Source organism: Hydrogenophaga sp. GW823-FHT04C09 (assembly GCF_058796355.1).
In genome coordinates, this window is sequence record NZ_JBXAIO010000006.1 from 263631 (window position 1) to 290121 (window position 26491).

Below are 26491 nucleotides of genomic sequence, written 5' to 3' on the forward strand. Positions count from 1 at the left end.
GAGGAGGCGGCACCAGCCGCCGGGGGACACCCGCGGAGCAGGGCACCCGCCCTCGCGGGCCGCCAACCAAGTCAGCCCTCAAGCGTCTCCAGAAGCTCCGTCTCGATCTCGATCTGCCGCTTGTTCATCTGCAACTGCGCGCCACTGATCAGGAAGGTATCTTCCACCCGTTCCCCCAGGGTGGTCACCTTGGCGAGCTGCACGTTGATGTCGTAGCGCGCCAGCACCCGCGTGATGCCATAAAGCAGCCCAGCGCGGTCACTCGCCGAGACCGACAGCAGCCAGCGCTGCGCCTTCTCGTCCGGCCGCAGATCCACCCGCGGCGTGATCGGAAAACTCTTCACACGGCGCGAAAGCCGGCCCTTGGTCGGCGCGGGCAAGGGGCCGCGTTCGTCGATCGTCTGCGCCAGGTTGTTCTCCACCATCGCGATCAGCTCGCGGTAGTGCTCCGACATCGTCGGTGCCACCACCTGGAAGGTGTCCAGCGCATGGCCGGTCAGCGTGGTGTGCACGCGCGCGTCCAGGATGCTGAAGTGCGAACTGTCGAAATAACCGCAGATGCGCACGAACAAATCGGGCTGGTCGGGCGCATACACCAGCACCTGCAGGCCCTCACCCTCGGGCGAGATGCGCGCGCGCACGATGCACTTGTCAATCGGCTTCTCGGCCCCTTCTTCCAGCTTGGCCGCGGGCTTGGCCGCCGCCTGCGCGATCTGGCGAGAGAGCACCCGCGTGTGCCACGCGATCTCGTCGGCCTGGTGGCGCATGAAGTAGCTCACGTCCAGCGTGTCCCACAGCGCCTTGTGCGCCTGGTGGGGCAGGGCGTGCAAGGCCAGCATGGACAGCGCCTCGCGCTTGCGGCCTTCGATCACCGCCCCGGGGTCGGGCGCCCGGCCACCCAGCGCGCGCAAGGTGTAGCGGTACAGGTCTTCGAGCAGCTTGCCCTTCCAGGCGTTCCACACCTTGGGGCTGGTGCCCCGGATGTCGGCCACCGTGAGCAGGTACAGCGCCGTGAGGTAACGCTCGTTGCCCACGCGCCCGGCGAAGGCGGCGATCACGTCGGGGTCGCTCAGATCCTCCTTCTGCGCCATGCGGCTCATGGTGAGGTGCTCGGCCACCAGGTACTGGATCAGCTTCGTGTCTTCGCGGTCGATGCCGTGCTGGTGGCAGAAGGTGCGCACGTCGCGCGCGCCCAGGTCGGAATGGTCACCGCCCCGGCCTTTGGCAATGTCGTGGAACAGCGCCGCCACGTAGAGGATCCAGGGCTTGTCCCAGCCGGCCGCGAGCTGCGAGCAGAACGGGTACTCGTGCGAGTGCTCGGCGATGAAGAAGCGGCGCACGTTGCGCAGCACCATCAGGATGTGCTGGTCCACCGTGTAGACGTGGAACAGGTCGTGCTGCATCTGCCCCACGATGTGACGGAACACCCAGAGGTAGCGCCCGAGCACGGAAGTCTGGTTCATCAGCCGCATGGCGTGCGTGATGCCCTCGGGCTCCTTCAGGATCTGCAGGAACTGCGCGCGGTTGACCGGGTCGGCGCGAAAGCGCGCGTTCATCACCGGGCGGGCGTTGTACAGCGCGCGCAGGGTGCGCGCCGACAGGCCCTTGATGCCCACGGTGGTCTGGTAGAGGTGGAAGGTTTCCAGGATGGCGTGCGGCTGCTGCACGTACAGGTTGTCGCTCGCCACCTCGAGCATGCCGCCCTTGTCGAAGAAACGTTCGTTGAGCGGGCGCAGGCGGTCCACGCCGGCCACGTCACTCTGCAGCCGCTCCTGGATGTTGAGCAGCAGGATCTGGTTCAGCTGGGTCACGGCCTTGGCCGCCCAGTAGTAGCGCTTCATCAGCGCCTCGCTGGCGCGGCGCGTGCCCTTGGCGCTGCTGGCCATGCCGGCCGGCACCTGGGCCTTGAAGCCGAAGGACTCGGCCACGGCGTTCTGCAGGTCGAACACCAGCCGGTCTTCGCGGCGGTGGGCCAGCAGGTGCAGGCGCGCGCGGATCAGGCTCAGCAGGGCCTCGTTGGCCTTGATCTGCCGCGCCTCCAGGGGCGTGGCCAGGCCCTTGCGGGCCAGTTCGTCCCAGCTGCGGCCCAGGCCGGCGGCCTTGGCCACCCACAGGATGATCTGCAGGTCGCGCAGGCCACCGGGCGACTCCTTGCAGTTGGGCTCCAGGGAGTAGGGCGTGTTCTCGAACTTGGTGTGGCGCTGGCGCATTTCCAGCGTCTTGGCCACGAAGAAGGCCTTGGGGTCCATGGCCTCGGCCAGCTGGTTCACCAGGGTGGAAAAGGCGTTCTTGCTGCCCGCGATGAGCCGGCATTCGAGCAGCGAGGTCTGCACCGTCACGTCTTTCGCCGCCTCGTCCACGCAGTCGGCGATGGTGCGCACGCTGGAGCCGATCTCCAGGCCCAGGTCCCAGCAGGCGCCGATGAAGCCTTCCAGGCGGGCCTTGAGCGCGGCGTCGTCGTCGGGCCGGCTGCCGTCGGGCAGCAGCACCAGCACGTCCACGTCGGAATGGGGAAACAGCTCGCCGCGCCCGAAACCGCCCACGGCGATGAGCGAGAAACCGGGCCCGAAGCCCGCCAGGGACCACAGCTCGCGCAGGGTCTGGTCGGTCAGGCGGGAGAGTTGCTGCAGCGCCTTGCGCACGCCCCGGGTGGACGAGCCCTGCACGCCCAGCTGGTCGAGCAGGGCGGCCTTGTCCGTGCGGTATTGCTGCCGCAGGGTGCCGAGGTCGGGCGCGGCGGGCACCGGCGCGGGCGCCATGGCCTCAGGCAAGGGCGGGCGCCGGTGTCACGAAGGCGGGCGCGGGCAGGCTGCCGGCCGACAGGGTGAGCACCTCGTAGCCGGTCTCGGTGACCAGCACGGTGTGTTCCCACTGGGCCGAGAGCGAGCGGTCGCGCGTGACGATGGTCCAGCCGTCGCCCATTTCCTTGATGTCGCGCTTGCCGGCGTTGATCATGGGCTCGATGGTGAAGGTCATGCCGGGCTTGAGCTCGTCCAGCGTGCCGGGGCGGCCGTAGTGCAGCACCTGCGGGTCTTCGTGGAAGCGCTGGCCGATGCCGTGGCCGCAGAACTCGCGCACCACCGAGAAACCGTTGCCCTCGGCAAAGGTCTGGATCGCGTGGCCGATGTCGCCCAGGCGGATGCCGGGGCGCACCATCACGATGCCCTTCCACATCGCCTCGTAGGTCACCTGGCAGAGCCGGCGCGCCTGCACCGAGCAGGCGGCCTCGCCGCCGATCAGGAACATGCGGCTGTTGTCGCCGAACCAGCCGTCCTTGATCACCGTCACGTCGACGTTGAGGATGTCGCCCTTCTTGAGCGGTTTTTCGTTCGGGATGCCGTGGCAGACCACGTGGTTGATGGACGTGCACAGGTGGCCCGGGTAGGGCGGGTAGCCGCTGGGCTGGTAGCCGATGGTGGCCGAGACGGTGCCCTGCTGCTTCATGTACTCGGCCGCCAGGCGGTCGATTTCCAGCGTGGTGATGCCCGGCTGGATCAGCGGCGTGAGGTAGTCCAGCACTTCGGACGCCAGGCGGCAGGCCGTGCGCATGCCCGCGATGCCGGCTTCGTCTTTGTAGGTGATGCTCATGGGGTGCGATTATCCCATCTGACCCCGTCTGGAGGGCCCTCGGCAAGGCAAGGCCATGGGGGCGGCCGGGTAAAATTCCGGGTTTTCCACCTGCCGCCGGCGGGTCAACGCACCTCAGGCTCCCAACGTGTCCCTGCACCTGCGCTTTTTTGAAGGCGGCAACGCCGTCAGCGACTTCAAAGTCCAGCAGCTCCTGCCCCGCCTCGCGGGCATTTCCGACAAGATCAACGGCCTTTCGGCCCGCTTCGTGCACCTGGCGAGCTTCGACGGCGAGCCCGACGCGGCCACGCTGCAGCGCGTGGGCGAGCTGCTGACCTACGGCGAACCTGGCACCCCGGCGCACGCCCAGCTGGAAACGGCCGGCGCGCCGGCCCTGCTGGTGATGCCGCGCCTGGGGACGGTCTCGCCCTGGGCCTCCAAGGCGACCGACATCGCCCACAACTGCGGGCTGAGCCTGCACCGGGTGGAGCGCCTGGTCGAGTACCGGGTCGGCCTCAAGTCCGGCCTGCTGGGCAAGAAGGCCAGCCTGTCCGAAGAGCAGCTGCGCGCCGTGGCCGACCTGCTGCACGACCGCATGACGGAAAACGTCTCGCTCGACCGCAGCCAGGCCCAGGCCCTGTTCACCGAGCTGCACCCCGCGCCCATGGAGCAGGTGGACGTGCTCGGCGGTGGTCGCACCGCGCTGGAGCGCGCCAACGCCGACTGGGGCCTGGCCCTGGCCGACGACGAGATCGACTACCTCGTCAACGCCTTCAACGGCCTCAATCGCAACCCGACCGACGTCGAACTGATGATGTTCGCGCAGGCCAACAGCGAGCACTGCCGCCACAAGATCTTCAACGCGCAGTTCACCATCGACGGCGTGGCGCAGGACAAGAGCCTGTTCGGCATGATCCGCCACACCCACCAGCAGGCGCCGCAGCACACCGTGGTGGCCTACTCGGACAACGCCTCCATCATGGAAGGCAGCGTGGTCGAGCGTTTCGTGGCCCGCGCCGGCGGCGACGTCTCGCCGGCCTACGCCGCCGAAACCGCCACGCACCACGTGCTGATGAAGGTGGAGACCCACAACCACCCGACCGCCATTTCCCCGTTCCCGGGCGCCTCCACCGGCGCGGGCGGCGAAATCCGCGACGAGGGCGCCACCGGCCGGGGTTCCAAGCCCAAGGCCGGCCTGACTGGCTTCACCGTTGGCAAGCTCTGGGGCGGCCTCTCCGACCAGCCGGGCGGCAAGCCCGAGCACATCGCCAGCCCGCTGCAGATCATGACCGAGGGCCCCCTGGGCGGCGCGGCCTTCAACAACGAGTTCGGCCGGCCCAACCTGCTGGGCTACTTCCGCGAGTACGAGCTGGCGGTGGACGGCGTGCAGCGCGGCTACCACAAGCCCATCATGATCGCCGGCGGTGTCGGCGTGATCGACGCCATCCAGACGAAGAAGATCGAATTCCCGGCCGGCTCGCTGCTCATCCAGCTCGGCGGCCCGGGCATGAAGATCGGCATGGGCGGCAGCGCGGCCAGTTCCATGGCCACCGGCACCAACGCCGCCTCGCTGGACTTCGACTCCGTGCAGCGCGGCAACCCCGAGATCGAGCGCCGCGCGCAGGAGGTCATCAACCACTGCTGGCAGCAGGGCGAGAACAACCCCATCCTGGCGATCCACGACGTGGGCGCGGGCGGCCTCTCCAACGCCTTCCCCGAACTCACCAACGACGCCGGCCGGGGCGCGCGCTTCGACCTGCGTGCCGTGCCGCTGGAAGAAAGCGGCCTGGCGCCCAAGGAAATCTGGTGCAACGAGAGCCAGGAGCGCTACGTGCTGGCGATCGCTCCCGAATCGCTGGCCACGTTCCAGGCCTTCTGCGAGCGCGAGCGCTGCCCGTTCGCCGTGATCGGTGTGGCGACCGAAGAGCGCCAGCTGGTGCTGGCCGATGAGGGCGCGCCGAGCCCTGTGGACATGCCGATGAACGTGCTGCTGGGCAAACCGCCCAAGATGCACCGCGACGTGAAAAGCGTGGCGCGCCAGGCGGCCCCGCTGGCGCTCACCGGTGTGAACCTGCAGCAGGCCGTGATCGACGTGCTCAGCCACCCGACTGTGGCCTCCAAGCGTTTCCTCATCACCATCGGCGACCGCACCGTGGGCGGCCTGTCGCACCGCGACCAGATGGTCGGCCCCTGGCAGGTGCCGGTGGCGGACTGCGCCGTGACGCTGGCCGACTACAAGGGCTTCGCGGGCGAGGCCATGAGCATGGGCGAGCGCACGCCGCTGGCCGCGCTCGACGCCGCCGCGTCGGGCCGCATGGCGGTGGCCGAGGCCATCACCAACCTGCTGGCCGCGCCCATCGAGCTGCCGCGCGTGAAGCTCTCCGCCAACTGGATGGCCGCCTGCGGCGAACCGGGCGAAGACGCCGCGCTGTACGAGACCGTCAAGGCCGTGGGCCTGGAACTCTGCCCGGCGCTGGGCATTTCCATCCCGGTGGGCAAGGACAGCCTGTCCATGCGCACCCAATGGAGCGAAGGCGGCGAGACGAAGAAAGTGACTTCGCCGGTCAGCCTGATCGTGAGCGCCTTCGCCACGCTGGCCGACGTGCGCGGCACGCTCACGCCGCAACTCAACAATGCGCTCGAAGACACCACGCTGGTGCTGATCGACCTCGGCAAGGGCCGCCACCGCATGGGCGGCAGCGTGCTGGCCCAGGTGCTGGGGCAGGGCGGGGGCGAGGTGCCCGACCTGGACGACGCCCAGGACCTGGTGAGCCTGGTCAACGCGGTGAACGCGCTGCGGGCCCAGGGCCAGATCCTGGCCTACCACGACCGCAGCGACGGGGGCCTGCTGGCGGCGGCCGCCGAAATGGCCTTCGCCGGCCACGTGGGCGTGGCGCTCAACGTGGACCTGCTCGTGACCGAAGGCGATGGCATCAGCGACAGCCGCGCCGAGATGGGCGACGCCAAGAACTGGGCCGGCCAGGTCAGCGCGCGCCGCGAGGAACTCACGCTCAAGGCCTTGTTCAGCGAAGAGCTGGGCGTGCTGCTGCAGGTGCGCACCGAGGACCGCAACGCCGTGATGCAGACCCTGCGCGAGCACGGCCTGTCCAAACACAGCCACTTCGTCGGCAAGACCCGCCCGGCCTCGTCCACCATGGACGCCGGCAAGGGCCAGCTGCAGGTCTGGCGCGACACCAAGGCCGTGTTCTCGGCCAGCCTGTTCGACCTGCAACAGGTCTGGGACAGCGTGAGCTGGAAGATCAACCAGCAGCGCGACAACCCGGCGGGCGCCGATGCCGAACACGCGGCCGCCGGCCGGCCCGACGACGCCGGCCTGCACACGAAGCTGACGTTCGACGCCACCGACAACGTGGCCGCGCCGTACCTCAACCTGGCCCGGCCCAAGGTCGCGATCCTGCGCGAGCAGGGCGTGAACTCGCACGTGGAGATGGCCTACGCCTTCACCCAGGCCGGTTTCGAGGCCTTCGACGTGCACATGACCGACCTGCAGACCGGCCGTGCGAAGCTGGCCGACTTCAAGGGCGTGGTGGCCTGCGGCGGCTTCAGCTACGGCGACACGCTGGGCGCGGGCATCGGCTGGGCGCGCAGCATCACCTTCAACCCCGGTCTGTCCGAGCAGTTCCAGGCCTTCTTCGGCCGCGACGACACCTTCGGCCTGGGCGTGTGCAATGGCTGCCAGATGTTCGCCGAGCTGGCCGACATCATTCCCGGTGCCGAGGCCTGGCCGCGCTTCACCACCAACCAGAGCGAGCGCTTCGAGGCGCGCCTGTCCCTGGTGGAGGTGCTGGACTCGCCCAGCCTGTTCCTGCAGGGCATGGCCGGCAGCCGCCTGCCCATCGCGGTGGCGCATGGCGAGGGTTACGCCAACTTCCGCCACCGGGGCGACGCCAGCAAGGCCATCGCCGCGATGCGCTTCACCGACCACGGCGGCGCGGCCACCGAGGCCTACCCGTTCAACCCCAACGGCAGCCCGGGCGGCCTGACGGCGGTGACCACGGCCGACGGCCGCTTCACGGCCATGATGCCGCACCCCGAGCGCGTGTTCCGCAACATCCAGATGAGCTGGACCGACCAGGACCCGGCCGCTTTCAGCGCCTGGATGCGCCTGTGGCGCAACGCGCGCAAGTGGGTCGGCTGACCGGACGCACCCCATGGCCATCGAACTGCCCAAAGCCACCCGCGACGAGGCGATCGCCTCGATTCAGCGTTACTTCGACGCGAACATGGACGAGCGCATCGGCAACATCGCCGCCGGTGGCCTGCTGGGCTTTTTCCTGGAGGAGATCGCGCCCGCGGTTTACAACCAGGCCGTGGCCGATGTGCAGGAACGCCTGCAGGCGCGCGTGGCGGAGCTCGACATCGAAGTGCACGAGGACGCTTTCACCTACTGGCGCAAGCGGGAGAAACCCGCCAAGGGGAGATGACGCATGGCCCGAGAACTCTTTCTGCCTGAGGGCACCGCCACCGATTTCGCCACCGACGGCGCCGTGGTGCTGCGCGGCGTGTTCAATGCCGACGAACTGGGCCTGCTCGAACGCGGCATCGAGCACAACCTGGCGCATCTGAGCCCGCTGGCGCTGGTGGCGAGCGAACCCGACGACCCGGGCCGTTTCGTCGAGGACTTCTGCACCTGGCAGGACAACCCGTCGTACCAGCGCATCCTGCGCGAGTCGGCCCTGCCGCACATTGCCACCCAGCTCATGCACAGCCGCACGGCCCGGATCTACCACGATCATTTGCTGGTCAAGGAGCCTGGCACGCGCCAGCCCACGCCCTGGCACCAGGACCAGCCGTACTACAACGTCAGTGGCCGCCAGAACGTGAGCTTCTGGATTCCCGTGGACCCGGTGCCGCTGGCCAGCACGCTGCGTTTCGTGGCCGGCTCGCATGCCGGCACCTGGTACATGCCGCGCACCTTCCGCGACCAGCAGGCCCGCTGGTTCCCCGAAGGCACGCTGGCCGAGCTGCCGGCCATCGACGCCGAGCCCGACCGTTTCCGCCAGTTGGCCTGGGCACTCGAGCCCGGCGACTGCGTGGCCTTCCACATGCTCGCGCTGCACGCCTCCAGCGGCGTGGGCCCGGGGCAGCGCCGTCGCGTGTTCTCGGCCCGCTACCTGGGCGAAGACGCGCGCCATGCACCCCGGCCCTGGCGCACCTCGCCGCCGTTTCCCGGCCTGGCCGAGCGCATGGCCGATGGCGCCGAGCTCGACGATCCCCTGTTTCCGCCCGTCTGGCCCTCCCACGACAACACCCACTCCTGAAAGGGCCGCCCCATGGCCGGAACCAGCCTGCTCGCGCTGATCGACGACATCGCCACCATCCTCGACGATGTGGCCCTGATGACCAAGGTGGCGGCGCGCAAGAGCGCGGCCGTGGCGGACGACGTGGCCGCCATGACCCAGCTGGCGGCCAAGAAGACCGCCGGCGTGCTGGGCGACGACCTCGCGCTCAACGCCCAGCAGGTCACCGGCGTGAAGGCCGACCGCGAGCTGCCCGTGGTCTGGGCCGTGGCCAAGGGCTCGCTCCTCAACAAGGCCATCCTGGTGCCCAGCGCGCTGGTCATCAGCGTGATCGCCCCCTGGGCCATCACGCCGCTGCTGATGCTCGGCGGCCTGTTCCTGTGCTTCGAGGGCGCCGAGAAGCTGTGGCACGCCTTCGGCCCGCACCAGGCGGAAGACGCGGCGAACCGCGAAGCGCTGGTGGAGGCCGCGGCCAACGAAAGCGTCGATCTGGTGGCGTTCGAGCAGCAGAAGATCAAGGGCGCGGTGCGCACCGACTTCATCCTGTCGGCCGAGATCATCGTGATCACCCTGGGCACGGTGGCCGCCGTCGGCATGGGCCAGCGCATCGCCGTGCTGGTGGGCATCTCGCTGATCATGACCATCGGCGTCTACGGCCTGGTGGCGGGCATCGTCAAGCTCGACGACCTGGGCCTGCACCTCAACCAGCAGGCCGCGGCCTGGAAACAGTCCCTGGGCCGCGGCATCCTCGCGGCCGCGCCCTGGCTGATGAAAACGCTGTCGGTGGTCGGCACCGCCGCCATGTTCCTGGTCGGCGGTGGCATCCTGGTGCATGGCATCCCAGCGCTGGGCCATGGCATCGAGGCCTTCGCCGCCACGCTGGGCTGGATCGGCTCGCTCGCTTCCAGTCTGGCGGGTGCGCTCGCGGGCCTGGTCGCCGGTGGGGTGGTGCTGGCCCTGGTGAGCCTGGGCAAGCGCCTGCGCGGCGGCGCGAAGACCGCCTGAGTGCCTCAGGCGGTCGTGGCAGGCCGCGTGTGGTAGAACTTCAGCGGGCTGGCTGGCACGGCCTGCATCACGGCGGGCTTGATGCGCCCGACCACGTGCATCTCGCAGGGCTTGCAGTCGAAGCGCAGCGTGAGTTTCTCGTTGCCGTGCGTGATGCTCATGGGCTCCGCGCGGATCGTGCCCTGCACACCGGTGACGCCCTTGGCCTGCTTGGGGCACAGGCTGAGCGAGAAGCGCACGCAGTGCTTGGTGATCATCAGGCTCACTTCGCCTTCTTCCTCGTGGCTCTCGTAGGCCGAGGCGATCACCTTCACGCCGTGTTTCGCGTAAAAGTCGCGCGCCTTGTGGTTGAACACGTTGGCCAGGTAGGTCAGGGTGTCTTCCGGGTAGCTCACCGGTGGCTCCACCCGGGTGGCGCGGGGCAGGCGCTGCCAGGCCGAGGCGCGCGCGGCTTCCAGCGCGGCGATGGCGTCGCGCCGCAGCGGGTTGAGCAGCGAGGCCGGCACGAACCAGGGTTGCGAGAGCTGCAGCGACACGTCGATCGGCTCGAACACCGTCTCACCCAGGCGAGAGAGCCCTTCGCGCAGCCGGGCCTCGGCCTGGGCGGCGTCCTTGGCCGGCTCCAGCGCGCCGGGCAGGGTGGCGGCGGCGCAGTGGCCGTCCTCGTCGGTGGCGGTGAGCGTCAGGCCCTCGGCCGTGTCGTCCAGCCGCAGCCAGACGCCGATGCGGCGGTCGGCCGATTTTTTCTCCAGCGTGCGCACCCAGTCCACGTCCCGGTTGCGGTTGACCACCGTGCCGCGCTTGAGGTGGCGCAGGCCCTCCATCGCGTCCTTGGGGAACACGCGCCACTGGCCCGGCGTGCCCGTGGGTTCGGCGCGGTTGATCTGCAGCCCCACCAGTTCCTTGTGCAGGTCGAGGTAACACAGGCCGTCGCCGTTGTGCACCACGGTGGCCGGGTCGTCGGTTTCGATCTCGACGAAGTTGGGCCCGACCTTGCTCACCCAGCCGATGGGCCGGCCTGGGTTCTTGGGCGTGTCGAAGGCACCGATGTCCTCCTGGCGGCCCTGCACGAAATAGTCGGTGAACTCGCGGTTGAAGTTCTGGCCGGGGTCGGGGGTGAAGCCGAAGGTGCAGCGGCCGCTGGAGGCGCGCCCCAGCTCGGGCCGCTCGTCCAGGATCTGATCGAACAGGCGGCGGTAGTGCGCCGTGATGTTCTTGACGTAGCCCATGTCCTTGTAGCGGCCTTCGATCTTGAAGCTGCGCGCGCCCACGTCGATGAGCTCGCGCAGGTTGTCGCTCTGGTTGTTGTCCTTCATCGAGAGCACGTGCTTGTCGTGCGCGACGATGCGGCCTTGGCTGTCCTTCACCTCGTAGGGCAGGCGGCAGGCCTGCGAGCAGTCGCCGCGGTTGGCGCTGCGCCCGGTGTGGGCATGGCTCACGTAGCACTGGCCGCTGTAGGCCACGCACAGCGCGCCGTGGATGAAGAACTCGATCTGGCAGCGCTCGGCGTCCAGCACGTCGCGGATCGCGGCGATCTGCGGCAGCGTGAGCTCGCGCGCCAGCACCAGCTTGGACAGGCCCGCGTCCTGCAGGAAACGCGCCTTTTCGGGCGTGCGAATGTCGGTCTGCGTGCTCGCGTGCAGCTGGATCGGGGGCAGGTCGATCTCCAGCAGGCCCATGTCCTGCACGATCAGCGCGTCCACGCCCGCGTCGTACAGCTGCCAGGCCAGCTTGCGCGCGCCCTCCAGCTCGTCGTCGCGCAGGATGGTGTTCATGGTCACGTAGACGCGGCTGCCGAAGCGGTGCGCGTGCCGGGCCACGCGCGCGATGTCCTGCACGCGGTTGTCGGCGCTGGTGCGCGCGCCGAACGAGGGCCCGCCGATGTAGATCGCATCGGCGCCGTGGTTCACCGCCTCGATGCCGATGTCGGCGTCGCGGGCGGGGGAGAGCAGTTCAATCTGGTGGGGCAGCATGGCGGTCGGTCGTGGAGCGGGCAGAATCGGGCCAGGAAAAACAGCCCGATATTGTCCCGGAGAACGCCCATGCCCCCAAGCCCCAACCCCTCAAAAACCGCTGTCGTGCTGGTCCACGGGGCCTGGCACGGCGCCTGGTGCTGGCGCCGCGTGCTGCCACTGCTGCGCGGCGCGGGCGTGGAGGCGCACGCCGTCACCCTCACCGGCGTGGGCGAGCGCGCCCATCTGCTCAGCCCGGCCGTGGACCTGCACACCCACATCCAGGACGTGTTCGGCCTGATCGAGGCCGAGGAGCTGCAGCGCATCGTGCTGGTGGGCCACAGCTACGCGGGCGTGGTGGTCACCGGCGTCGCCGACCGCCTGCAGCGCGAGCGCCCCGGCTGCCTGGCGCACCTGGTCTACCTGGACGCGGCCGTGCCGTATCCCGGCGACAGCTGGAGCAGCCACCATTCGGCCGAAACCAAACAGGCCCGCGCCGATGCCGCGAAACCCAGCGGCGGCCTGAGCTTTCCGCCGCCCGACGCCAAGCTGTTCGGGCTGGAGGGTTCCGACCGCGATTGGGTGAACCGCCGCCAGACCCCCCAGCCTTACCGGCTCTACCAGCAACCGCTGGATTTTGACGCCGCGCTCGTGAATGCCGTGCCCCGCACCTTCATCGACTGCACCTCGCCCGCGCTGGCCACCATCGCTCCCGCGCGCGAGCGCGTGCGCCGCGAACCCGGCTGGCAGGTGCTGGAGCTGGCCACGGGACACGACCCGATGGTCAGCGAACCGCAGGCCCTGGCCGAGATGCTGCTGGGCATCCACCGCGCAGCCACCGCCTGAAAGCACCGCCGTGGCACAGCGCCTGGACCGCATCGACCTGCTGCGCGCGGCGGCCATGCTGTGGATGACCGCTTTCCATTTCTGCTTCGACCTGGATTTCTTCGGCTTCATCAACGAAGACTTCTACCGCGACCCGGTCTGGACCGGGCAACGCACCGCCATCGTCAGCCTGTTCCTGTTCACCGCCGGCCTGTCCCAGGCCGTGGCCCTGCACCAGGGGCAGACCTGGGCGCGCTTCTGGCGGCGCTGGCTGCAGGTGGCCGGGGCGGCGCTGCTGGTCACGGCGGGCTCGGTGGCCATGTTCCCGAACAGCTTCATCTACTTCGGCGTGCTGCACGGCATCGCGGCCATGCTGATCATCGTGCGGCTCACGGCGGGGTGGGGCGCCTGGCTGTGGTGGCTGGGCGCGCTGGTCATCGCGCTCAAGTTCGCGGCGCCACACGCCATCGCCACCTGGCCGGCGCTGGACGTGCTCAACACCCCGGCCCTCAACTGGCTGGGCCTGATCAACCGCAAGCCGATCACCGAAGACTATGTGCCGCTGGCGCCCTGGCTGGGCGTGATGTGGTGGGGCATGGCGGCCGGCCAGTGGGCCCTGCGGCACCGGCCGCACTGGCTGGGCACGGCCGACGCGGCGGCCACCGGTGTGCGAAGGGGCCTGGTGACGCTGGGGCGCTGGAGCCTGTCTTATTACCTGCTTCACCAGCCGGTGCTGCTGGGCCTGGTCTGGGTCGCCGCCCAGATGCGCTGAGCGGACGAGCGCCGGGCACAAAAAAGCGCGGACCGGCCGCGCTTTTTTGTGTAAGAGGCGAAACGCTTTACTGGATCTTGGCCTTTTCGCGCAGCGTCTTCTGGAACTCGGCCAGCTTCTGTTGTTGCATCTGCTGCTCGATCTGCGGCTTGATGTCTTCCAGCTTGGGCAGCTCGGCGGTGCGCACGTCGTCCACACGGATGATGTGCCAGCCGAATTGCGTCTTCACCGGCTCCTGCGTCAGCTGGCCCTTTTCGAGCTTGACCATGGCTTCGGAGAATTCCGGCACATAGCTGGCCGCGGCCGCCCAGTCCAGGTCACCCCCGTTGGCGCCGGATCCCGGGTCCTTCGATTGCTTCTTGGCGATCTCTTCGAACTTGCCACCCTTCTTGAGGCTGGCGATGATGGCCTTGGCTTCGTCTTCCTTCTCCACCAGGATGTGGCGCGCGCGGTATTCCTTGCCGCCGTTGGCCACCACGAACTTGTCGTACTCGGCCTTGACGTCGGCGTCGGTCACCGGGTTCTTCTTCTGGTAGTCGGTGAAGAGGGCACGGATCATGATGGTCTGGCGCGCCAGTTCCATCTGGTTCTTGTATTCCTCGGTGGCGGCGATGCCGCGCTTCTGCGCTTCCTGCATGAAGACCTCGCGCAGCACCACTTCTTCCTTGAGCTGGGCGCGCACGTTGTCGTCCACCGGGCGGCCGGAGGCGGCGATCTGCTGCTCCAGCACCGTCAGGCGCGCCGTGGGAACGGGCTTGCCGTTGACGATGGCCACGTTCTGGGCCAGGGCCCAGGGCGCTGCCGTGATGAGGGCAGCCGCGGTGAGGGCCGTCAGGGAGAATTTCATGGTGTTCCTCGGGATAAAAGGGGGTTGGAGCCGCCGCCAGGGGCAGGGTTTCAGCAATCAGGTATCAGAACGTAGCGGCTGAATGGGGTGTGGTCGGCCTTCAGGCCTTGATTTCGATGGCCAGGGCATGCAGCCCAGCCTCGGTGAATTTTTGCAGCGCATCATACACAAGGCGGTGCTGCGCCACCCGCGTGCGGCCGACGAACGCGGGCCCGCCGATGCGCACACGGAAATGCGTGCCATAGCCCAGGCCATTGGCGCCCGCATGGCCGGCGTGGGCCGCGCTTTCGTCCAGCACCTCGAGCACGGTGGGGGTGAGGGCTTCGCGCAGGCGCGCCTCGATCGCGGCGGCGGTGGGGACCACGGCGGTGTCGCTCATTGGAGTACCTCCACCCTGCGGGCTGCGGTGCGAGCCCCCATGGGCGCGGCCGGGCGGGTGCTCATGGCTTCTTCTCCACGGCGTCGTCGTCCTTGAGGTAACGCGCGATGTACAGGCCCTGGCCCACGATGAAGACCACGGGGAACACATAGCCCCAGAGCTTGAAGTTCACCCAGTCTTCGGTCGAGTAGTAGGCCGCCACATAGGCGTTGATGCCCGCCATGAACAGGAAGTAGCCGACCCAGGCCACGGTGAGCCGGGCCCACACGTTCGTGGGGAGGTTGAGCTGGCTGCCCAGCAGGATCTGCAGGAAATTCTTCTTCCAGATCCACAGGGCGGCCGCCAGCACGATGGCCATGCTCGCGTACAGCACGGTGGGCTTCCATTTGATGAAGCGCTCGTCCTGAAGGAACAGCGTGAGCGCACCGAACACCAGCACCAGCACCAGCGTGACCTTGTGCAGGGTCTGCAGCTTGCGGTCGAGCGCGTAGATGAGGGCGGTCTGGACCAGGGTGGCGGCCATCAGCACACCGGTGGCGGTGTAGATGTCGGCCATCTTGTAGGCCACGACGAAAAGGCCGATGGGGAAAAAATCGATGAGAAAACGCATGCGGCGATTATCGGGCTTGGATATGACGCATCCTTAAGCGGGGCTTTGGGCGCGGCGACCGAGCGGAACTTGCGGCCCGGCAGGGGCTCTCTATCGTGTCCCCGGTCCCGATTCACCCTTTCTCCAGGAGCCTCGCGCGCATGACCCCACAGGAACAGCAGTCCATCCTCTCCATCGCCTTGCTGGCCGCGTTCGCCGACGGCAACAAAGCCGACGCCGAGCGCGAAGCGATCCGGCGCATGGCCGAATCGCTGCCGCACGAATCGGGCGGCACCGTGCTGGTGCGCCTGTACCAGGACGTGCTGCTCAAGCGCGTGTCGCTGGCCGATGCGGTGGCCGGCCTGCCGGACGCCGGGCAACGGCAGCTCGCCTACGAAATGGCGGTCTGTGTGTGCGACGCCGACGGACGGCAAAGCCCGGCCGAGGCGGCTTTCCTGAGCGATCTCAAGGCCCGCCTGAAGCTGGACGCGGGCGAGGCCGCCGCCTTCGAGCGCGAGGCGGATGCCGTCCTGGACGCGGCGGAGAAGGCGGTGCCGGTCGCCGTGCCCGTGGCGCCCCCGGTGGTCGCCGCCAGCGTGGCGCCGGGCGTGGACCTCGACAAGTCCATCCTGAACTACGCGCTGCTCAACGGCGCGCTGGAGCTGCTGCCGCAGTCCTGGGCCTCGATGGCCATCATCCCGCTGCAGGTGAAGATGGTCTACGCGATCGGCAAGGCGCACGGCGTGGAGCTGGACCAGGGCCACATCCGCGAGTTCATCGCGGCGGTGGGCGTGGGCCTGACCTCGCAGTACCTGGAGCAGTTCGGCCGCAAGCTGCTCGGCGGCCTGCTGGGCAAGGCGGCCGGGCGCACCGTGGGCCGCCTGGGCGGCGCGGCCACCGGCATGGCGTTTTCGTTCGCCACCACCTACGCGCTGGGCCAGGTGGCCAGGCGCTACTACGCGGGCGGGCGTGTGATGAGCACCGAGCTGCTCAAGCAGAGCTTCCAGGACCTGCTGGGCCCGGCCAAGCAGATGCAGGCGCAGTACCTGCCGCAGATCCAGCAGAAGGCGGCGACGCTGGACGCCGCCCAAGTCATGCAGATGGTGCGCGGCGGGGTGTAGAGAAGCACCCCTGCGCCGCCTCCGGCGTCTCCCCCTCGAGGGGGCGCACCCAGCGGCCCGGCAAAGCCGGTTCCGCGGGTGCTCTGGTCAAGCGGAGGCGGCGACCGGCTGCTGCGTGGCCATCGCCTCGGCGGCGATGCTCAGCGAGCGCAGGCGCAGCGCGGGGTCGAACAGGTCGCTCACGATCATGAACTCGTCGGCCTGGGTCACCTGGGCCAGCGACTGCAGGCCCGCGCGCACGGTCTCGGGCCCGCCGATCACGGCGGCGGCCAGGAAATCGGCGATCGCCGCCTGTTCCTGCGCGTGCAGGCCTTGCATGAAGCCCTTCACCGGTGGCGGCAGCTGGCCGCGCTTGCCGGTGAGGATGCCCAGCACGCGCTGGTAGGTGCTGCTCGCGAGGTACTCGGCCTCTTCGTCGGTGGGCGCGGCCACCAGCGGCACGCCCACGACGGCGTAGGGCTCGGCCAGCGTGGGCGAGGGCTGGAAGCGCGTGCGGTAGACATCCAGCGCCTGCAGCAGCAGGCGCGGCGCGAAGTGCGAGGCAAACGCATAAGGCAGGCCGCGCTCGGCCGCCAGCTGCGCGGAAAACAGGCTCGAACCCAGCAGCCAGATCGGCACGTTGGTGCCCGCGCCGGGGTTGGCGATCAGCCGCTGGCCGGGCGAGGCCGGGCCCAGCAGGTGCTGCAGCTCGGCCACGTCGCGCGGGAAGTCGGCCTCGGTCTCCACGCGGTCGCGCCGCAGCGCGCGCATGGTGTGCGGGTCCGTGCCGGGCGCGCGGCCCAGGCCCAGGTCGATGCGGCCCGGGTAGAGCTCGGCCAGGGTGCCGAAGGCCTCGGCCACCACCAGCGGCGCGTGGTTGGGCAGCATGACGCCGCCCGAGCCGATGCGCATGCGCTTCGTGCCGCCCGCGATGTGGCCGATCAGCACGGCGGTGGCCGAGCTGGCGATGCCGCTCATGTTGTGGTGCTCGGCCAGCCAGTAGCGCGTGAAGCCGAGCGACTCGGCGTGCTGCGCGGTGCGCAGGGCCACGGCCAGCGCGTCGGCCACGGTGCCGCCTTCGCGCACGGCCACCAGGTCGAGCATGGACAGGCGGATGTCGGAGAGGTTTTTCATGCCGGGAGGAAGCCTTCGATGGAGAGATACCGCTCGCCGGTGTCGTAGTTGAAACCGAGCACCACGGCCTCGGCCGGCAATTCGGGCAGCTTCTGCGCGATCGCCGCCAAGGTGGCACCCGAGGAAATGCCGACCAGGATGCCTTCTTCGCGCGCGCTGCGGCGCGCCATGTCGCGCGCGGGTTCGGCGTCGACCTGGATCACGCCGTCGAGCAGGCTGGTGTCGAGGTTGTTGGGGATGAAGCCCGCGCCGATGCCCTGGATGGGGTGGGGCGAGGGGTTGCCGCCGGAGATGACGGGCGAGGCCGACGGCTCCACCGCGAACACCTTGAGCTTGGGCCAGCGCGCCTTGAGCACGCGCGCCACGCCCGTGATGTGGCCGCCCGTGCCCACGCCGGTGATGAGCACGTCGATGCCGTCGGGGAAGTCGGCCGCGATCTCTTCGGCCGTGGTGCGCACGTGCACGTCCACGTTGGCGGGGTTGTTGAACTGCTGCGGCATCCATGCGCCCGGCGTGGCGGCCACGATCTCCTCGGCGCGCGCGATCGAGCCCTTCATGCCCTTCTCGCGCGGGGTGAGGTCGAAGCTGGCGCCGTAGGCCAGCATCAGGCGGCGGCGCTCGACCGACATGCTGTCGGGCATCACCAGGATCAGTTTGTAGCCCTTGACGGCGGCGACCATGGCCAGGCCGATGCCGGTGTTGCCAGAGGTGGGCTCGACGATGGTGCCGCCGGGCTGGAGCGCGCCCGAGCGCTCGGCGTCTTCCACCATGGACAGGGCGATGCGGTCCTTGATGGAGCCGCCCGGGTTGCTGCGCTCGGACTTGATCCAGACCTGCTGGCTCGCGTCGCCGAACAGGCGCTGCACGCGGATGTGCGGGGTGCGGCCGATGGTGTCGAGAATGTTCTGGGCTTTCATGGCGTGTCCTTCTTCGGTTGGTGTTCCAGCGAGGCGGAGTTCATGCAATAGCGCAGGCCGGTGGGGGAGGGGCCGTCTTCGAACACGTGGCCCAGGTGCGCGCCGCACTGGCTGCACACGGTTTCCACGCGCACCATGCCGTGGCTGCGGTCGGTGATCTCGGTGATGGCGCCCGGCACGGCCAGCGAGAAGCTGGGCCAGCCGCAGCCGGCGTCGAACTTGGTGTCGGCGTCGAACAGCTTGTTGCCGCAGCAGATGCAGTGGTAGCTGCCGTCGGCCCAGACCTGCTCGAACTTGCCGGTGTAGGGGCGTTCGGTGTGGGCATGGCGGGTCACGTCGAAGGCGCGCGGCTCGGCGCCTTTGGCGGCCAGCAGCTCGCGCCATTCGGCTTCGGTTTTCTGGACGGGGAAGTTCATCGGGAGGTCTCCTAGGACGAGCAGCTGATCTCGATCTGGCTGGCCCAATCGGGCGGGAAAGCGGCCAGGTCTTCCTGGCCGGGAAGTTCTTCAAATGGGTGTTCGAGCGCGTTTTGCAACCGCGCGAGCTCGCTGAAGTCGCCCTGCTTGGCGCGCTGGATGGCGATTTCGCCGAGGTGGTTGCGCAGCACCACCTGCGGGTTGGTGCGCAGCATGCGGGCCTGTGTGGCGCCGGCATCGAAACCGGGCTCGGTCCGCAGGCGCTCCTGCCAGCGAATGGCCCAGGCATCGAAGGCCTCGCGCTGCAGGAACAGGTCGCGCACCGGGTCGAGCGGGCCGGCCACGGCGTGGCTCAGGCGGCGCCAGAAGATGGTGAAGTCCACCGCGTCGGCCGCCATCAGCTTCATCAGCGATTCGGTGAGCTCGGCGTCGCCGTCTTCCGCGCGGCCCAGGCCCAGCTTGGCGTTCATGCGGCGCTGCAGCGCGGCCGGCATCAGCGCCTTGTAGGGCTCCAGCGCGTCCAGCGCCTGCTGCTGGTCGTCCATCAGCGGCAGCAGCGCCTGGCCCAGCGCGAACAGGTTCCAGTAGGCGATGTTGGGCTGGCGGTTGTAGGCGTAGCGCCCGCCGGTGTCCGAGTGGTTGCAGATGTGGCCGGGGTTGAAGGCGTCGAGAAACTGGAACGGCCCGTAGTCGATGGTCAGGCCCAGGATGCTCATGTTGTCGGTGTTCATCACCCCGTGGCAGAAGCCCACGGCTTGCCACTGCGCCACCATTTCGGCGGTGCGCGCGCTCACGGCCTCCAGCAGGGCCGCGTAGGGGCTGCCCGGTGCTTCGCGGCAGGCGGGGTAGAAGCGGTCGATCACGAAGTCGGCCAGCTGGCGCAGCTCGCCGTGCAGGCCGTGGTGCGAAAAATGCTCGAAGTGGCCGAAGCGAATGAAGCTGGGCGCCACACGCGTGACCACGGCGGCGGTCTCGATCTGCTCGCGGCGCACCGGCGCGGGCGAGCCCGTGACGCACAGCGCGCGGCTGGTGGGAATGCCCAGGGCGTGCATGGCCTCGCTGCAGAGGAACTCGCGAATCGAGCTGCGCAGCACCGCGCGGCCGTCGCCCATGCGCGAATACGGCGTCAGGCCGGCGCCCTTGAGCTGCACCTCCTGCGGGCCCGAGGGCGTGTCCACCTCGCCGAGCAGGATGGCGCGGCCGTCGCCCAGCTGGCCGGCCCATTGGCCGAACTGGTGGCCGCTGTACACGCTGGCCAGCGGCTGTGTGCCCGCGATGGGCAGGTTGCCGGTGAAGGCGTCGAGCGCGGCGGGCGAGGACAGCCAGGCCCGGTCCAGGCCCAGCAGATCGGCCACGGCCGGGCTCGTGCCCACCCAGTGGGGCGAGGGCAGGGGGGTGGGGGCTCTGAGGGTGTAGAAGGCTTCGCCCAGGCTGGCGAAGCGGTTGTGCCAGGCCAGGCCAAGCGCCAGGCTGGCGGCCATGTCGACGGGTCGGTTCATGTGCACCATTGTCCGCATCGGGGCCGACATGGCGGGGCGCAGGGTCAATCCGACGCGTTCAGCGACGCGGCCAGCGGCTCGCTCTCGGCCAGGCGGGCGCGGTACTGCCCCGGCGACACACCGAACCAGCGCTTGTTGGCGCGGAAGAAGTTGCTCTGGTCGGCAAAACCCAGCAAGTCGGCCACCTGGCCGAGGGTGTAGCGGTCTTCGGCCAGGTACTTCTGCGCCAGGTCGCGCCGGGCGTCGTCCAGCAGCTGCTGGAAGTTGGTGTCTTCCTCGCGCAGGCGGCGCTGCAGGGTGCGGTCGGCCATGGCCAGGCTGCTGGCGATGTCTTCGCGGCGCGGCTCGCCGAGGTGCAGGCGGTGGATGATTTCCTCGGTCACGCGCTGGCCGGTGCTGGCATGGCCCAGCCGCACCAGGCGCGACTCGATCACGCGCTGGTGCATGTCGAACAGCACCGGGTCGCTGGAGAGCAGCGGCATCTCCAGGTCCCGGTTGGTCAGCAGCAGCCGGTTGCGCGGCTGGCCGAAGCGCACCGGGCAGCCGAACGCCGCCACATAGGGCCGGGCATCCGCCGGCTCGGGGTCGACGAACTCCACGGCCTGGGGCTGCACGTCGCGCCGCGTGATCCAGCGGCACAGCGTGGCCACCGTGAGCAGGCTGTATTCCAGGCGCTGGCGCGGCAGCGGCCGGGTGTTGCCGATCAGGCCCAGCACCATCCAGTGGTTGCTGCCGTCGGGTTCGAGGTCGAGCGTGATCGCGTCCGAGATCACGGCGTAGTAGCGCGAGAGGTTGATCAGCCCGGCCTTGAGGGTCGGGCTGGCCAGCATCACGTAACCCACCATGTCGAAGTTGACATGCCGCGCCGGCAGCTCGCGGTCCATGCCCAGGGCCGGGTTGCCAGACCAGGCGACGGCCAGTTCCCACAGGCGGGTGATGTCATCGACTTCGACCCGCCCGTCCGGGTCCTGCAGCAGGGCGTCGTCGATGCGCGCGCCGGCCAGCAGGCGCGGCGCGTCCAGGCCCCGGGAGGCAAACATGTCGGCGAGGCATTTGACCCAGAGGGCGGAACTGCTTCTTCGGCTGGGGTGGTGGCGTCGTGAAGTCACTCGATTGGTCGTGTTGCGATAGCGGCGTATCGGGCACCCGTTCCTAGAATTTCCGAGGACGGTGGGCATCGGCGGGAAGCTGGAATTCAAAAGGATTTCAGGCGCTGGCGCAAGCGGGTTATCGCTTCAAAGAATCACAGGAGACAAGACATGGGCAGCAACACACGGTGGTGGGTGGCGGGCGCAGCCTGCCTGACTTTGATGGCCTGCGGCGGCGGCGGGTCCGGCGAGACGCCGCCCGTCCCGGGGCCGGAGGTCCGGCAGATCGCCCAGGGCACGATCAAGGGCCGCAACGACGCGGCCTCCAACGGCACCTACGCCTGGAAGGGCATTCCGTTCGCCCAGCCGCCGGTGGGCGCGCGGCGCTGGAAGGCGCCCGCGGCGGTGGCGGCCTGGAGCGGCACACGCGACACCACCCAGTTCGGCGCGGCCTGTCTGCAGAACGGCCGCCTCTACGGGCCGGGCGCCAACAACCGTTTCGACGCCACGATCGGCGCGACGCTGAACACGCCGGTGGGCAGCGAGGACTGCCTGTTCCTCAATGTGTGGCGGCCGGCCAGCGCCACCACCGGGCTGCCCGTGATCGTCTTCGTGCACGGCGGCAGCAACATCACCGGCTACACCGCCGACCCCATCTACGACGGCGCGGCCCTGGCGCGCAGCGCCAATGCGGTGGTGGTCACGCTCAACTACCGCCTGGGCGTGCTGGGCTTCATGAACCTGCCGCAGCTCAAGACCGGGCTCGACAGCGCGGAGGATTCGGGCAACTTCGCCCTGCTCGACATCGTGCAGGGCCTCAAGTTCGTGCAGCAGAACGCCGCCGTCTTCGGTGGCAACGCGGCCAACGTGACGCTGATGGGGCAATCGGCCGGCGCGACCAACGTCTGGTCGCTGGTCGCCTCGCCGCTGGGCGCGGGCCTGTTCCACAAGGCCGTGCCGATCTCGGGCGGCATTTCGCTGGCGAGCAACCTGCCGGTGGGCACCATCCCCTCGCTGAACGACGCAGCGGCCTCGCTGGCGCAGGGCAATGCGCTGCTGGTCCGGCTGGTGATCGCCGATGGCCTGGCCGTCGACCTGCCAACGGCGCAGGCCTACATCGCCACGCAGTCGGCGCCGCAGGTGGCGGACTACCTGCGCGGCAAGGCCGGCGGCACCGTGCTCACCACCTTGCTGGCCAACAACCTCACGGGTTCGGGCCCGATTCCCGACGGCACGGTGTTGCCGCTGAACCCGATCAACGAGTTCGCGGCGGGCCGTTACAACAAGGTCCCCGTTCTGGCCGGCACCACGGCGGAAGAGGGCAAGCTGTTCCCCAGCTTCCTCACGCTGCTGGGCGGGCCCGCCGGCTTCATCGTGACCGACGCCCAGCTCTTCAACCTGCTGTTCGGCTTCGACCCGAATGCGCCGACGCTGCTGACCGAGGGCGACTTCCTCAACGCCGCGTACCTGCCGTCCAACGCGGCCGTGACCGGCTGGACCGCGCGGGCCGCGCAACTCACGGCGGCGTCCTTCGGCGTTGGCCGCGACAACGTGCTCAACACGCTGCGCACGCAGCAGGCCGACATCTGGCACTACCGGTTCGACTGGGCGCAGCAACCCGCGCCGTGGAACACGGTGTATGGCGCCGCGCACGCCTTCGACCTGCCGTTCGTGTTCGGCAACTTCGGCCCTTCGCTGTTCGCCAACGCCATCGGCGGCAACGCCAACCGGGCAGGGCGCGAGGCGCTGTCGGGCCACATGATGGCCAGCGTCGGCCAGTTCGCCCGCACCGGCAACCCCAACCACGCCACACTGGGCGCCACCTGGCCGGCCTGGCCCGGTCAGCTGCATTTCAACGCCTCGCTCACGGCCGCGCAGATCAGCGCCGTGCCTTGAGGCAGATCAAGCCACCGCCATTCACCCCATTCGACGCAACACCATGTTGATGAAGGCCGAGGTATCGTGTCCCGCAACGGACACCGAGGGCATTCCCCCTGGATATCCCCGGGGCAGCCGTGCGGGGCAACCCGCTACGATGAACGCCGATTCCAACCCCCTCATCGACAGGAGACTCCCCATGCTGGGCCAGATGCAGAGCCAACCCCTTTTGATTTCCTCGCTGATCGTGCATGCCGAGCGGCACCACTCGAGTGGCGAAATCGTGTCCCGCCGTGTGGAAGGCGACATCCACCGCAGCACCTGGGGCCAGATCGCGAGCCGCTCGCGCCAGGTGGCCAATGCGCTGGACGGCCTGGACCTGCCCCAGGGCGACCGCGTGGCCACGCTGGCCTGGAACGGTTATCGCCATCTGGAACTGTATTTCGGCGTGAGCGGCACCGGCCGCGTGCTGCACACCCTCAACCCGCGCCTGCACCCCGAGCAACTGGTCTGGATCGTCAACCACGCGGAAGACAAGGCGGTCTGTTTCGACATGACCTTCCTGCCGCTGGTCAAGGCGGTGGCGGCCAAGTGCCCGACGGTGAAGCACTGGATCGCGCTGTGCGACGCGGACAAGCTGCCGGCCGACAGCGGCATTCCCGGCCTGCGGAGCTACGAGGCCTGGATGGGCCAACAGCCCACGACCTACGACTGGCCGACCTTCGACGAGAACTCCGCCTCGAGCATGTGCTACACGAGCGGCACCACCGGCAACCCCAAGGCCGCGCTGTACTCGCATCGCTCCACGCTGCTGCACGCATTCGGCGCGGCGCTTCCCGACGCCATGTGCCTCTCGGCGCGCGACAGTGTGCTGCCCGTGGTGCCCATGTTCCACGTCAACGCCTGGGGCCTGCCTTACGCGGCGGCGGCCGTCGGCTGCAAGCTGGTGTTCCCCGGTGCGGCGCTGGACGGCAAATCGGTCTACGAACTGATCGAGGCCGAGAAGGTCACCATGGCCGCCGGCGTGCCCACCGTCTGGCAGATGCTGCTGGGCCACCTGCAGGCCAACAACCTCAAGTTCAGCACGCTCAACCGCACCGTCATCGGCGGCTCGGCCTGCCCGCCGGCCATGATCAGCGCCTTCAACGACGTGTACGGCGTGGACGTGCTGCACGCCTGGGGCATGACCGAGATGTCGCCGCTGGGCACGGTCTGCACGCTGAAGAACGCACAGCTGGCGCTGTCGCCGGCCGAGCAGCTCAAGGTTCGCCTCAAGCAAGGCCGCGCCATCTTCGGCGCCGACATGAAGATCGTCAACGAGGCCGGCGAAGAGCTGCCCTGGGACGGCAAGGCCTACGGCGACCTGCTGGTGCGCGGCCCCTGGATCATCGCCAGCTACTTCAAGGGCGAGGGCGGCGACCCGCTGCGCTACGACGCGCAGGGGCACGGCTGGTTCCCCACCGGCGACGTGGCCACCATCGACGCCGACGGTTTCATGCAGATCACCGACCGCAGCAAGGACGTGATCAAGTCCGGCGGCGAGTGGATCAGCTCGATCGACGTGGAAAACATCGCGATGGCGCACCCGTCCGTGGCCATGGCGGCCTGCGTGGGCATGAAGCACCCCAAGTGGGACGAGCGCCCCATCGTGGTGGTGGTGAAGAAACCCGGCACCGAACTCAGCCGCGAGGAATTGCTGGCCTTCTACGAAGGCAAGATCGCCAAATGGCAGATCCCGGACGACGTGGTGTTCGTCGAGGCGATCCCGCTGGGCGCCACCGGCAAGATGCAGAAGATGACCCTGCGCGAGCAGCTCAAGGACTACGTGCTGCCGGGCGTGTGAAAAGGGGCCCGGGCGCACCATCGCAAGGCACCTTGTCGCCTGCGTGATAGAAGCCCGGGCAATCCCCTACGCTGCACCGCACCAGAAGCCCTTACGCTGCGCCTATTCGATTCGTCAACAACAAGGAGACATAGGTATGAAACTGACCGTGAAGATGATTGCAGGCGCCGCCATGCTGGTGGCCGCCGGTGCGTCGTTTGCCCAGGCGGGTGAAACCGTCAAGATGATCCGGATCGACCCGCTGACCGGCCTGCTCGGTCCCGTGGGCGTGAGCCAGATCAAGGGCTACCAGTTCTTCGCCGAAAAGTTCAGCGGCAAGGGCAACCCGGCCGGCGTGAAGTTCGAAGTCACCCCGATCGACAACAAGCTGAGCCCGGCCGAAAGCCTGAACGCGCTCAAGGCCGCGATCGACCAGGGCGCGCGCTACATCATCCAGGGCAATGGCTCCTCCGTCGCGCTGGCACTGGCCGACGCGGTCGAGAAGCACAACGCCCGCAACCCTGGCAAGGAAGTCCTGTACCTCAACGACTCCGCCGTGGACCCGGACCTGACCAACAGCAAGTGCAGCTACTGGCACTTCCGCTTCGATGCCGACACCTCCATGAAGATGGAAGCCATGGCCAGCTTCATCGCCAAGCAGCCCGACATCAAGAAGGTGTACTTCCTGAACCAGAACTACTCGCACGGCCACCAGGTCGTGAAGTTCGGCAAGGAAGCCCTCACGCGCAAGCGCCCGGACATCCAGTTCGTCGGTGAAGACCTGCACCCGCTGGCCCAGACGCGCGACTTCGCCCCCTACATCGCCAAGATCAAGGCCTCGGGCGCCGACACCGTGATCACCGGCAACTGGGGTTCCGACCTCTCGCTGCTGATCAAGGCGGCCAACGAGAACGGCTACACCGGCAAGTTCTTCACCTACTACGCCGGCGTCACCGGCACGCCCACCGCGCTGGGCTCCAACGGCGCCGGCCGGGTCTACCAGATCGCCTACAACCACTACAACATGGGTGGGCAGATGGACGCCTGGATGAAGGAGTTCAACCAGAAGTACAACGACGACTTCTACACCGGCTCCACCATCCGCATCTTCGAGTTCCTCGGCGCGGCCATGGCCAAGGCCAAGTCCACCGACCCCGTGAAGGTGGCCGCCGCCATGGAAGGCCTCACCGTCAAGAGCTTCAACGGCGAAGTGCAGATGCGCAAGAACGACCACCAGCTGCAGCAGCCGCTGTACATGTCGGTCTGGCAGAAGGCCGATGCCAAGTACCCCTACAGCCCCGAGAAGACCGGCATGACGCTGGCGCCGGTGGCGGAGTACCCCAACTACGTGTCGAGCACGCCGACGAGCTGCCAGATGAAGCGCCCCGGGTAAACCACCACACCCATCCAAAGAGCCCGAGCGGGTTGCCGTATCGGGCT

At 68.7% G+C, this 26491-nt stretch carries 21 protein-coding genes; 10 read left to right on the plus strand and 11 right to left on the minus strand.

Features of this window, described 5'->3' with window-relative positions; genetic code table 11:
- Positions 1-71: 71 nt before the first annotated feature.
- Together AC1Q9M_RS18270 and map are read right to left on the minus strand one after the other, a co-directional pair.
- Positions 72-2759, minus strand: coding sequence for a [protein-PII] uridylyltransferase (locus tag AC1Q9M_RS18270; RefSeq protein WP_444687477.1), 2688 nt, complete (start codon positions 2757-2759; stop codon positions 72-74).
- A 4-nt stretch (positions 2760-2763) separates the two neighbouring features.
- A complete protein-coding gene (gene map, locus AC1Q9M_RS18275; RefSeq protein WP_382157755.1) occupies positions 2764-3588 on the minus strand; it encodes a type I methionyl aminopeptidase in 825 nt (274 codons plus the stop codon).
- Positions 3589-3715: 127 nt separating this feature from the next.
- Between map and purL the strand changes: the two genes are divergently transcribed.
- Genes purL through AC1Q9M_RS18295 form a run of 4 tightly spaced genes read left to right on the plus strand, consistent with a single transcriptional unit; the run spans position 3716 to position 9833 of the window.
- Positions 3716-7726 carry a phosphoribosylformylglycinamidine synthase gene (purL, locus tag AC1Q9M_RS18280; RefSeq protein WP_382324947.1) on the plus strand — a complete coding sequence of 1337 codons (4011 nt, stop codon included), beginning with the start codon at positions 3716-3718 and terminating at the stop codon, positions 7724-7726.
- Between the two features lie 13 nt (positions 7727-7739).
- Positions 7740-8012, plus strand: coding sequence for a DUF2164 domain-containing protein (locus AC1Q9M_RS18285; RefSeq protein ID WP_444686611.1), 273 nt, complete (start codon positions 7740-7742; stop codon positions 8010-8012).
- Between the two features lie 3 nt (positions 8013-8015).
- Positions 8016-8849 (plus strand): phytanoyl-CoA dioxygenase family protein, encoded by an 834-nt coding sequence (locus AC1Q9M_RS18290; protein ID WP_492434960.1) that lies wholly within the window; start codon positions 8016-8018, stop codon positions 8847-8849.
- Between the two features lie 12 nt (positions 8850-8861).
- Positions 8862-9833 carry a DUF808 domain-containing protein gene (locus tag AC1Q9M_RS18295; RefSeq protein ID WP_382326633.1) on the plus strand — a complete coding sequence of 324 codons (972 nt, stop codon included), beginning with the start codon at positions 8862-8864 and terminating at the stop codon, positions 9831-9833.
- Positions 9834-9838: 5 nt separating this feature from the next.
- Here the strand turns inward: AC1Q9M_RS18295 and AC1Q9M_RS18300 are convergent, their stop codons facing one another.
- Positions 9839-11806 carry a peptidase U32 family protein gene (locus AC1Q9M_RS18300; protein WP_492434962.1) on the minus strand — a complete coding sequence of 656 codons (1968 nt, stop codon included), beginning with the start codon at positions 11804-11806 and terminating at the stop codon, positions 9839-9841.
- A 69-nt stretch (positions 11807-11875) separates the two neighbouring features.
- Between AC1Q9M_RS18300 and AC1Q9M_RS18305 the strand changes: the two genes are divergently transcribed.
- Both AC1Q9M_RS18305 and AC1Q9M_RS18310 read left to right on the plus strand, forming a co-directional pair.
- Positions 11876-12631 (plus strand): alpha/beta fold hydrolase, encoded by a 756-nt coding sequence (locus AC1Q9M_RS18305; protein WP_492434964.1) that lies wholly within the window; start codon positions 11876-11878, stop codon positions 12629-12631.
- A gap of 10 nt (positions 12632-12641) precedes the next feature.
- The gene (locus AC1Q9M_RS18310; RefSeq protein WP_492434966.1) at positions 12642-13382 is read left to right on the plus strand and encodes a heparan-alpha-glucosaminide N-acetyltransferase; all 741 of its coding nucleotides are present in this window, start codon (positions 12642-12644) and stop codon (positions 13380-13382) included.
- Between the two features lie 67 nt (positions 13383-13449).
- Here AC1Q9M_RS18310 and AC1Q9M_RS18315 read toward each other — a convergent pair whose 3' ends face one another.
- From AC1Q9M_RS18315 to AC1Q9M_RS18325, 3 genes are all read right to left on the minus strand, one after another.
- A complete protein-coding gene (locus AC1Q9M_RS18315) occupies positions 13450-14229 on the minus strand; it encodes a peptidylprolyl isomerase (RefSeq protein ID WP_492434968.1) in 780 nt (259 codons plus the stop codon).
- 100 nt (positions 14230-14329) lie between these two features.
- Positions 14330-14608: a BolA family protein gene (locus AC1Q9M_RS18320; protein WP_382324937.1), complete on the minus strand. Its 279-nt coding sequence runs from the start codon at positions 14606-14608 to the stop codon at positions 14330-14332.
- A 61-nt stretch (positions 14609-14669) separates the two neighbouring features.
- Positions 14670-15218, minus strand: coding sequence for a septation protein A (locus tag AC1Q9M_RS18325; protein ID WP_382324935.1), 549 nt, complete (start codon positions 15216-15218; stop codon positions 14670-14672).
- 140 nt (positions 15219-15358) lie between these two features.
- Between AC1Q9M_RS18325 and AC1Q9M_RS18330 the strand changes: the two genes are divergently transcribed.
- On the plus strand, positions 15359-16318 hold the full coding sequence (locus tag AC1Q9M_RS18330) for a YcjF family protein (protein ID WP_492434971.1): 960 nt from the start codon (positions 15359-15361) through the stop codon (positions 16316-16318).
- 87 nt (positions 16319-16405) lie between these two features.
- On the opposite strand, the gene AC1Q9M_RS18335 is transcribed toward AC1Q9M_RS18330, so the two are convergent.
- Genes AC1Q9M_RS18335 through AC1Q9M_RS18355 form a run of 5 tightly spaced genes read right to left on the minus strand, consistent with a single transcriptional unit; the run spans position 16406 to position 21303 of the window.
- Positions 16406-17431 (minus strand): LLM class flavin-dependent oxidoreductase, encoded by a 1026-nt coding sequence (locus AC1Q9M_RS18335; RefSeq protein ID WP_382324933.1) that lies wholly within the window; start codon positions 17429-17431, stop codon positions 16406-16408.
- The gene (gene cysK / locus AC1Q9M_RS18340; RefSeq protein ID WP_492434973.1) at positions 17428-18348 is read right to left on the minus strand and encodes a cysteine synthase A; all 921 of its coding nucleotides are present in this window, start codon (positions 18346-18348) and stop codon (positions 17428-17430) included. The genes AC1Q9M_RS18335 and cysK overlap by 4 nt, the downstream gene beginning before the upstream one ends.
- Positions 18345-18764, minus strand: a complete 420-nt coding sequence (gene msrB, locus AC1Q9M_RS18345; protein ID WP_444686608.1) for a peptide-methionine (R)-S-oxide reductase MsrB — start codon at positions 18762-18764, stop codon at positions 18345-18347. Before msrB ends, cysK begins: the two co-directional genes overlap by 4 nt.
- A gap of 11 nt (positions 18765-18775) precedes the next feature.
- The gene (locus tag AC1Q9M_RS18350; RefSeq protein WP_492434976.1) at positions 18776-20263 is read right to left on the minus strand and encodes a protein adenylyltransferase SelO; all 1488 of its coding nucleotides are present in this window, start codon (positions 20261-20263) and stop codon (positions 18776-18778) included.
- A 44-nt stretch (positions 20264-20307) separates the two neighbouring features.
- Positions 20308-21303: an AraC family transcriptional regulator gene (locus AC1Q9M_RS18355; protein ID WP_382157782.1), complete on the minus strand. Its 996-nt coding sequence runs from the start codon at positions 21301-21303 to the stop codon at positions 20308-20310.
- A 219-nt stretch (positions 21304-21522) separates the two neighbouring features.
- On the opposite strand from AC1Q9M_RS18355, the gene AC1Q9M_RS18360 reads away from it, so the two are divergent.
- From AC1Q9M_RS18360 to AC1Q9M_RS18370, 3 genes are all read left to right on the plus strand, one after another.
- Positions 21523-23247 (plus strand): carboxylesterase/lipase family protein, encoded by a 1725-nt coding sequence (locus tag AC1Q9M_RS18360; RefSeq protein WP_492434978.1) that lies wholly within the window; start codon positions 21523-21525, stop codon positions 23245-23247.
- A 181-nt stretch (positions 23248-23428) separates the two neighbouring features.
- A complete protein-coding gene (locus AC1Q9M_RS18365) occupies positions 23429-25072 on the plus strand; it encodes a 3-(methylthio)propionyl-CoA ligase (RefSeq protein WP_444686606.1) in 1644 nt (547 codons plus the stop codon).
- Between the two features lie 136 nt (positions 25073-25208).
- Complete coding sequence (locus AC1Q9M_RS18370; RefSeq protein ID WP_382157788.1) at positions 25209-26444, plus strand: branched-chain amino acid ABC transporter substrate-binding protein; 1236 nt, start codon at positions 25209-25211, stop codon at positions 26442-26444.
- Positions 26445-26491 lie beyond the last annotated feature (47 nt).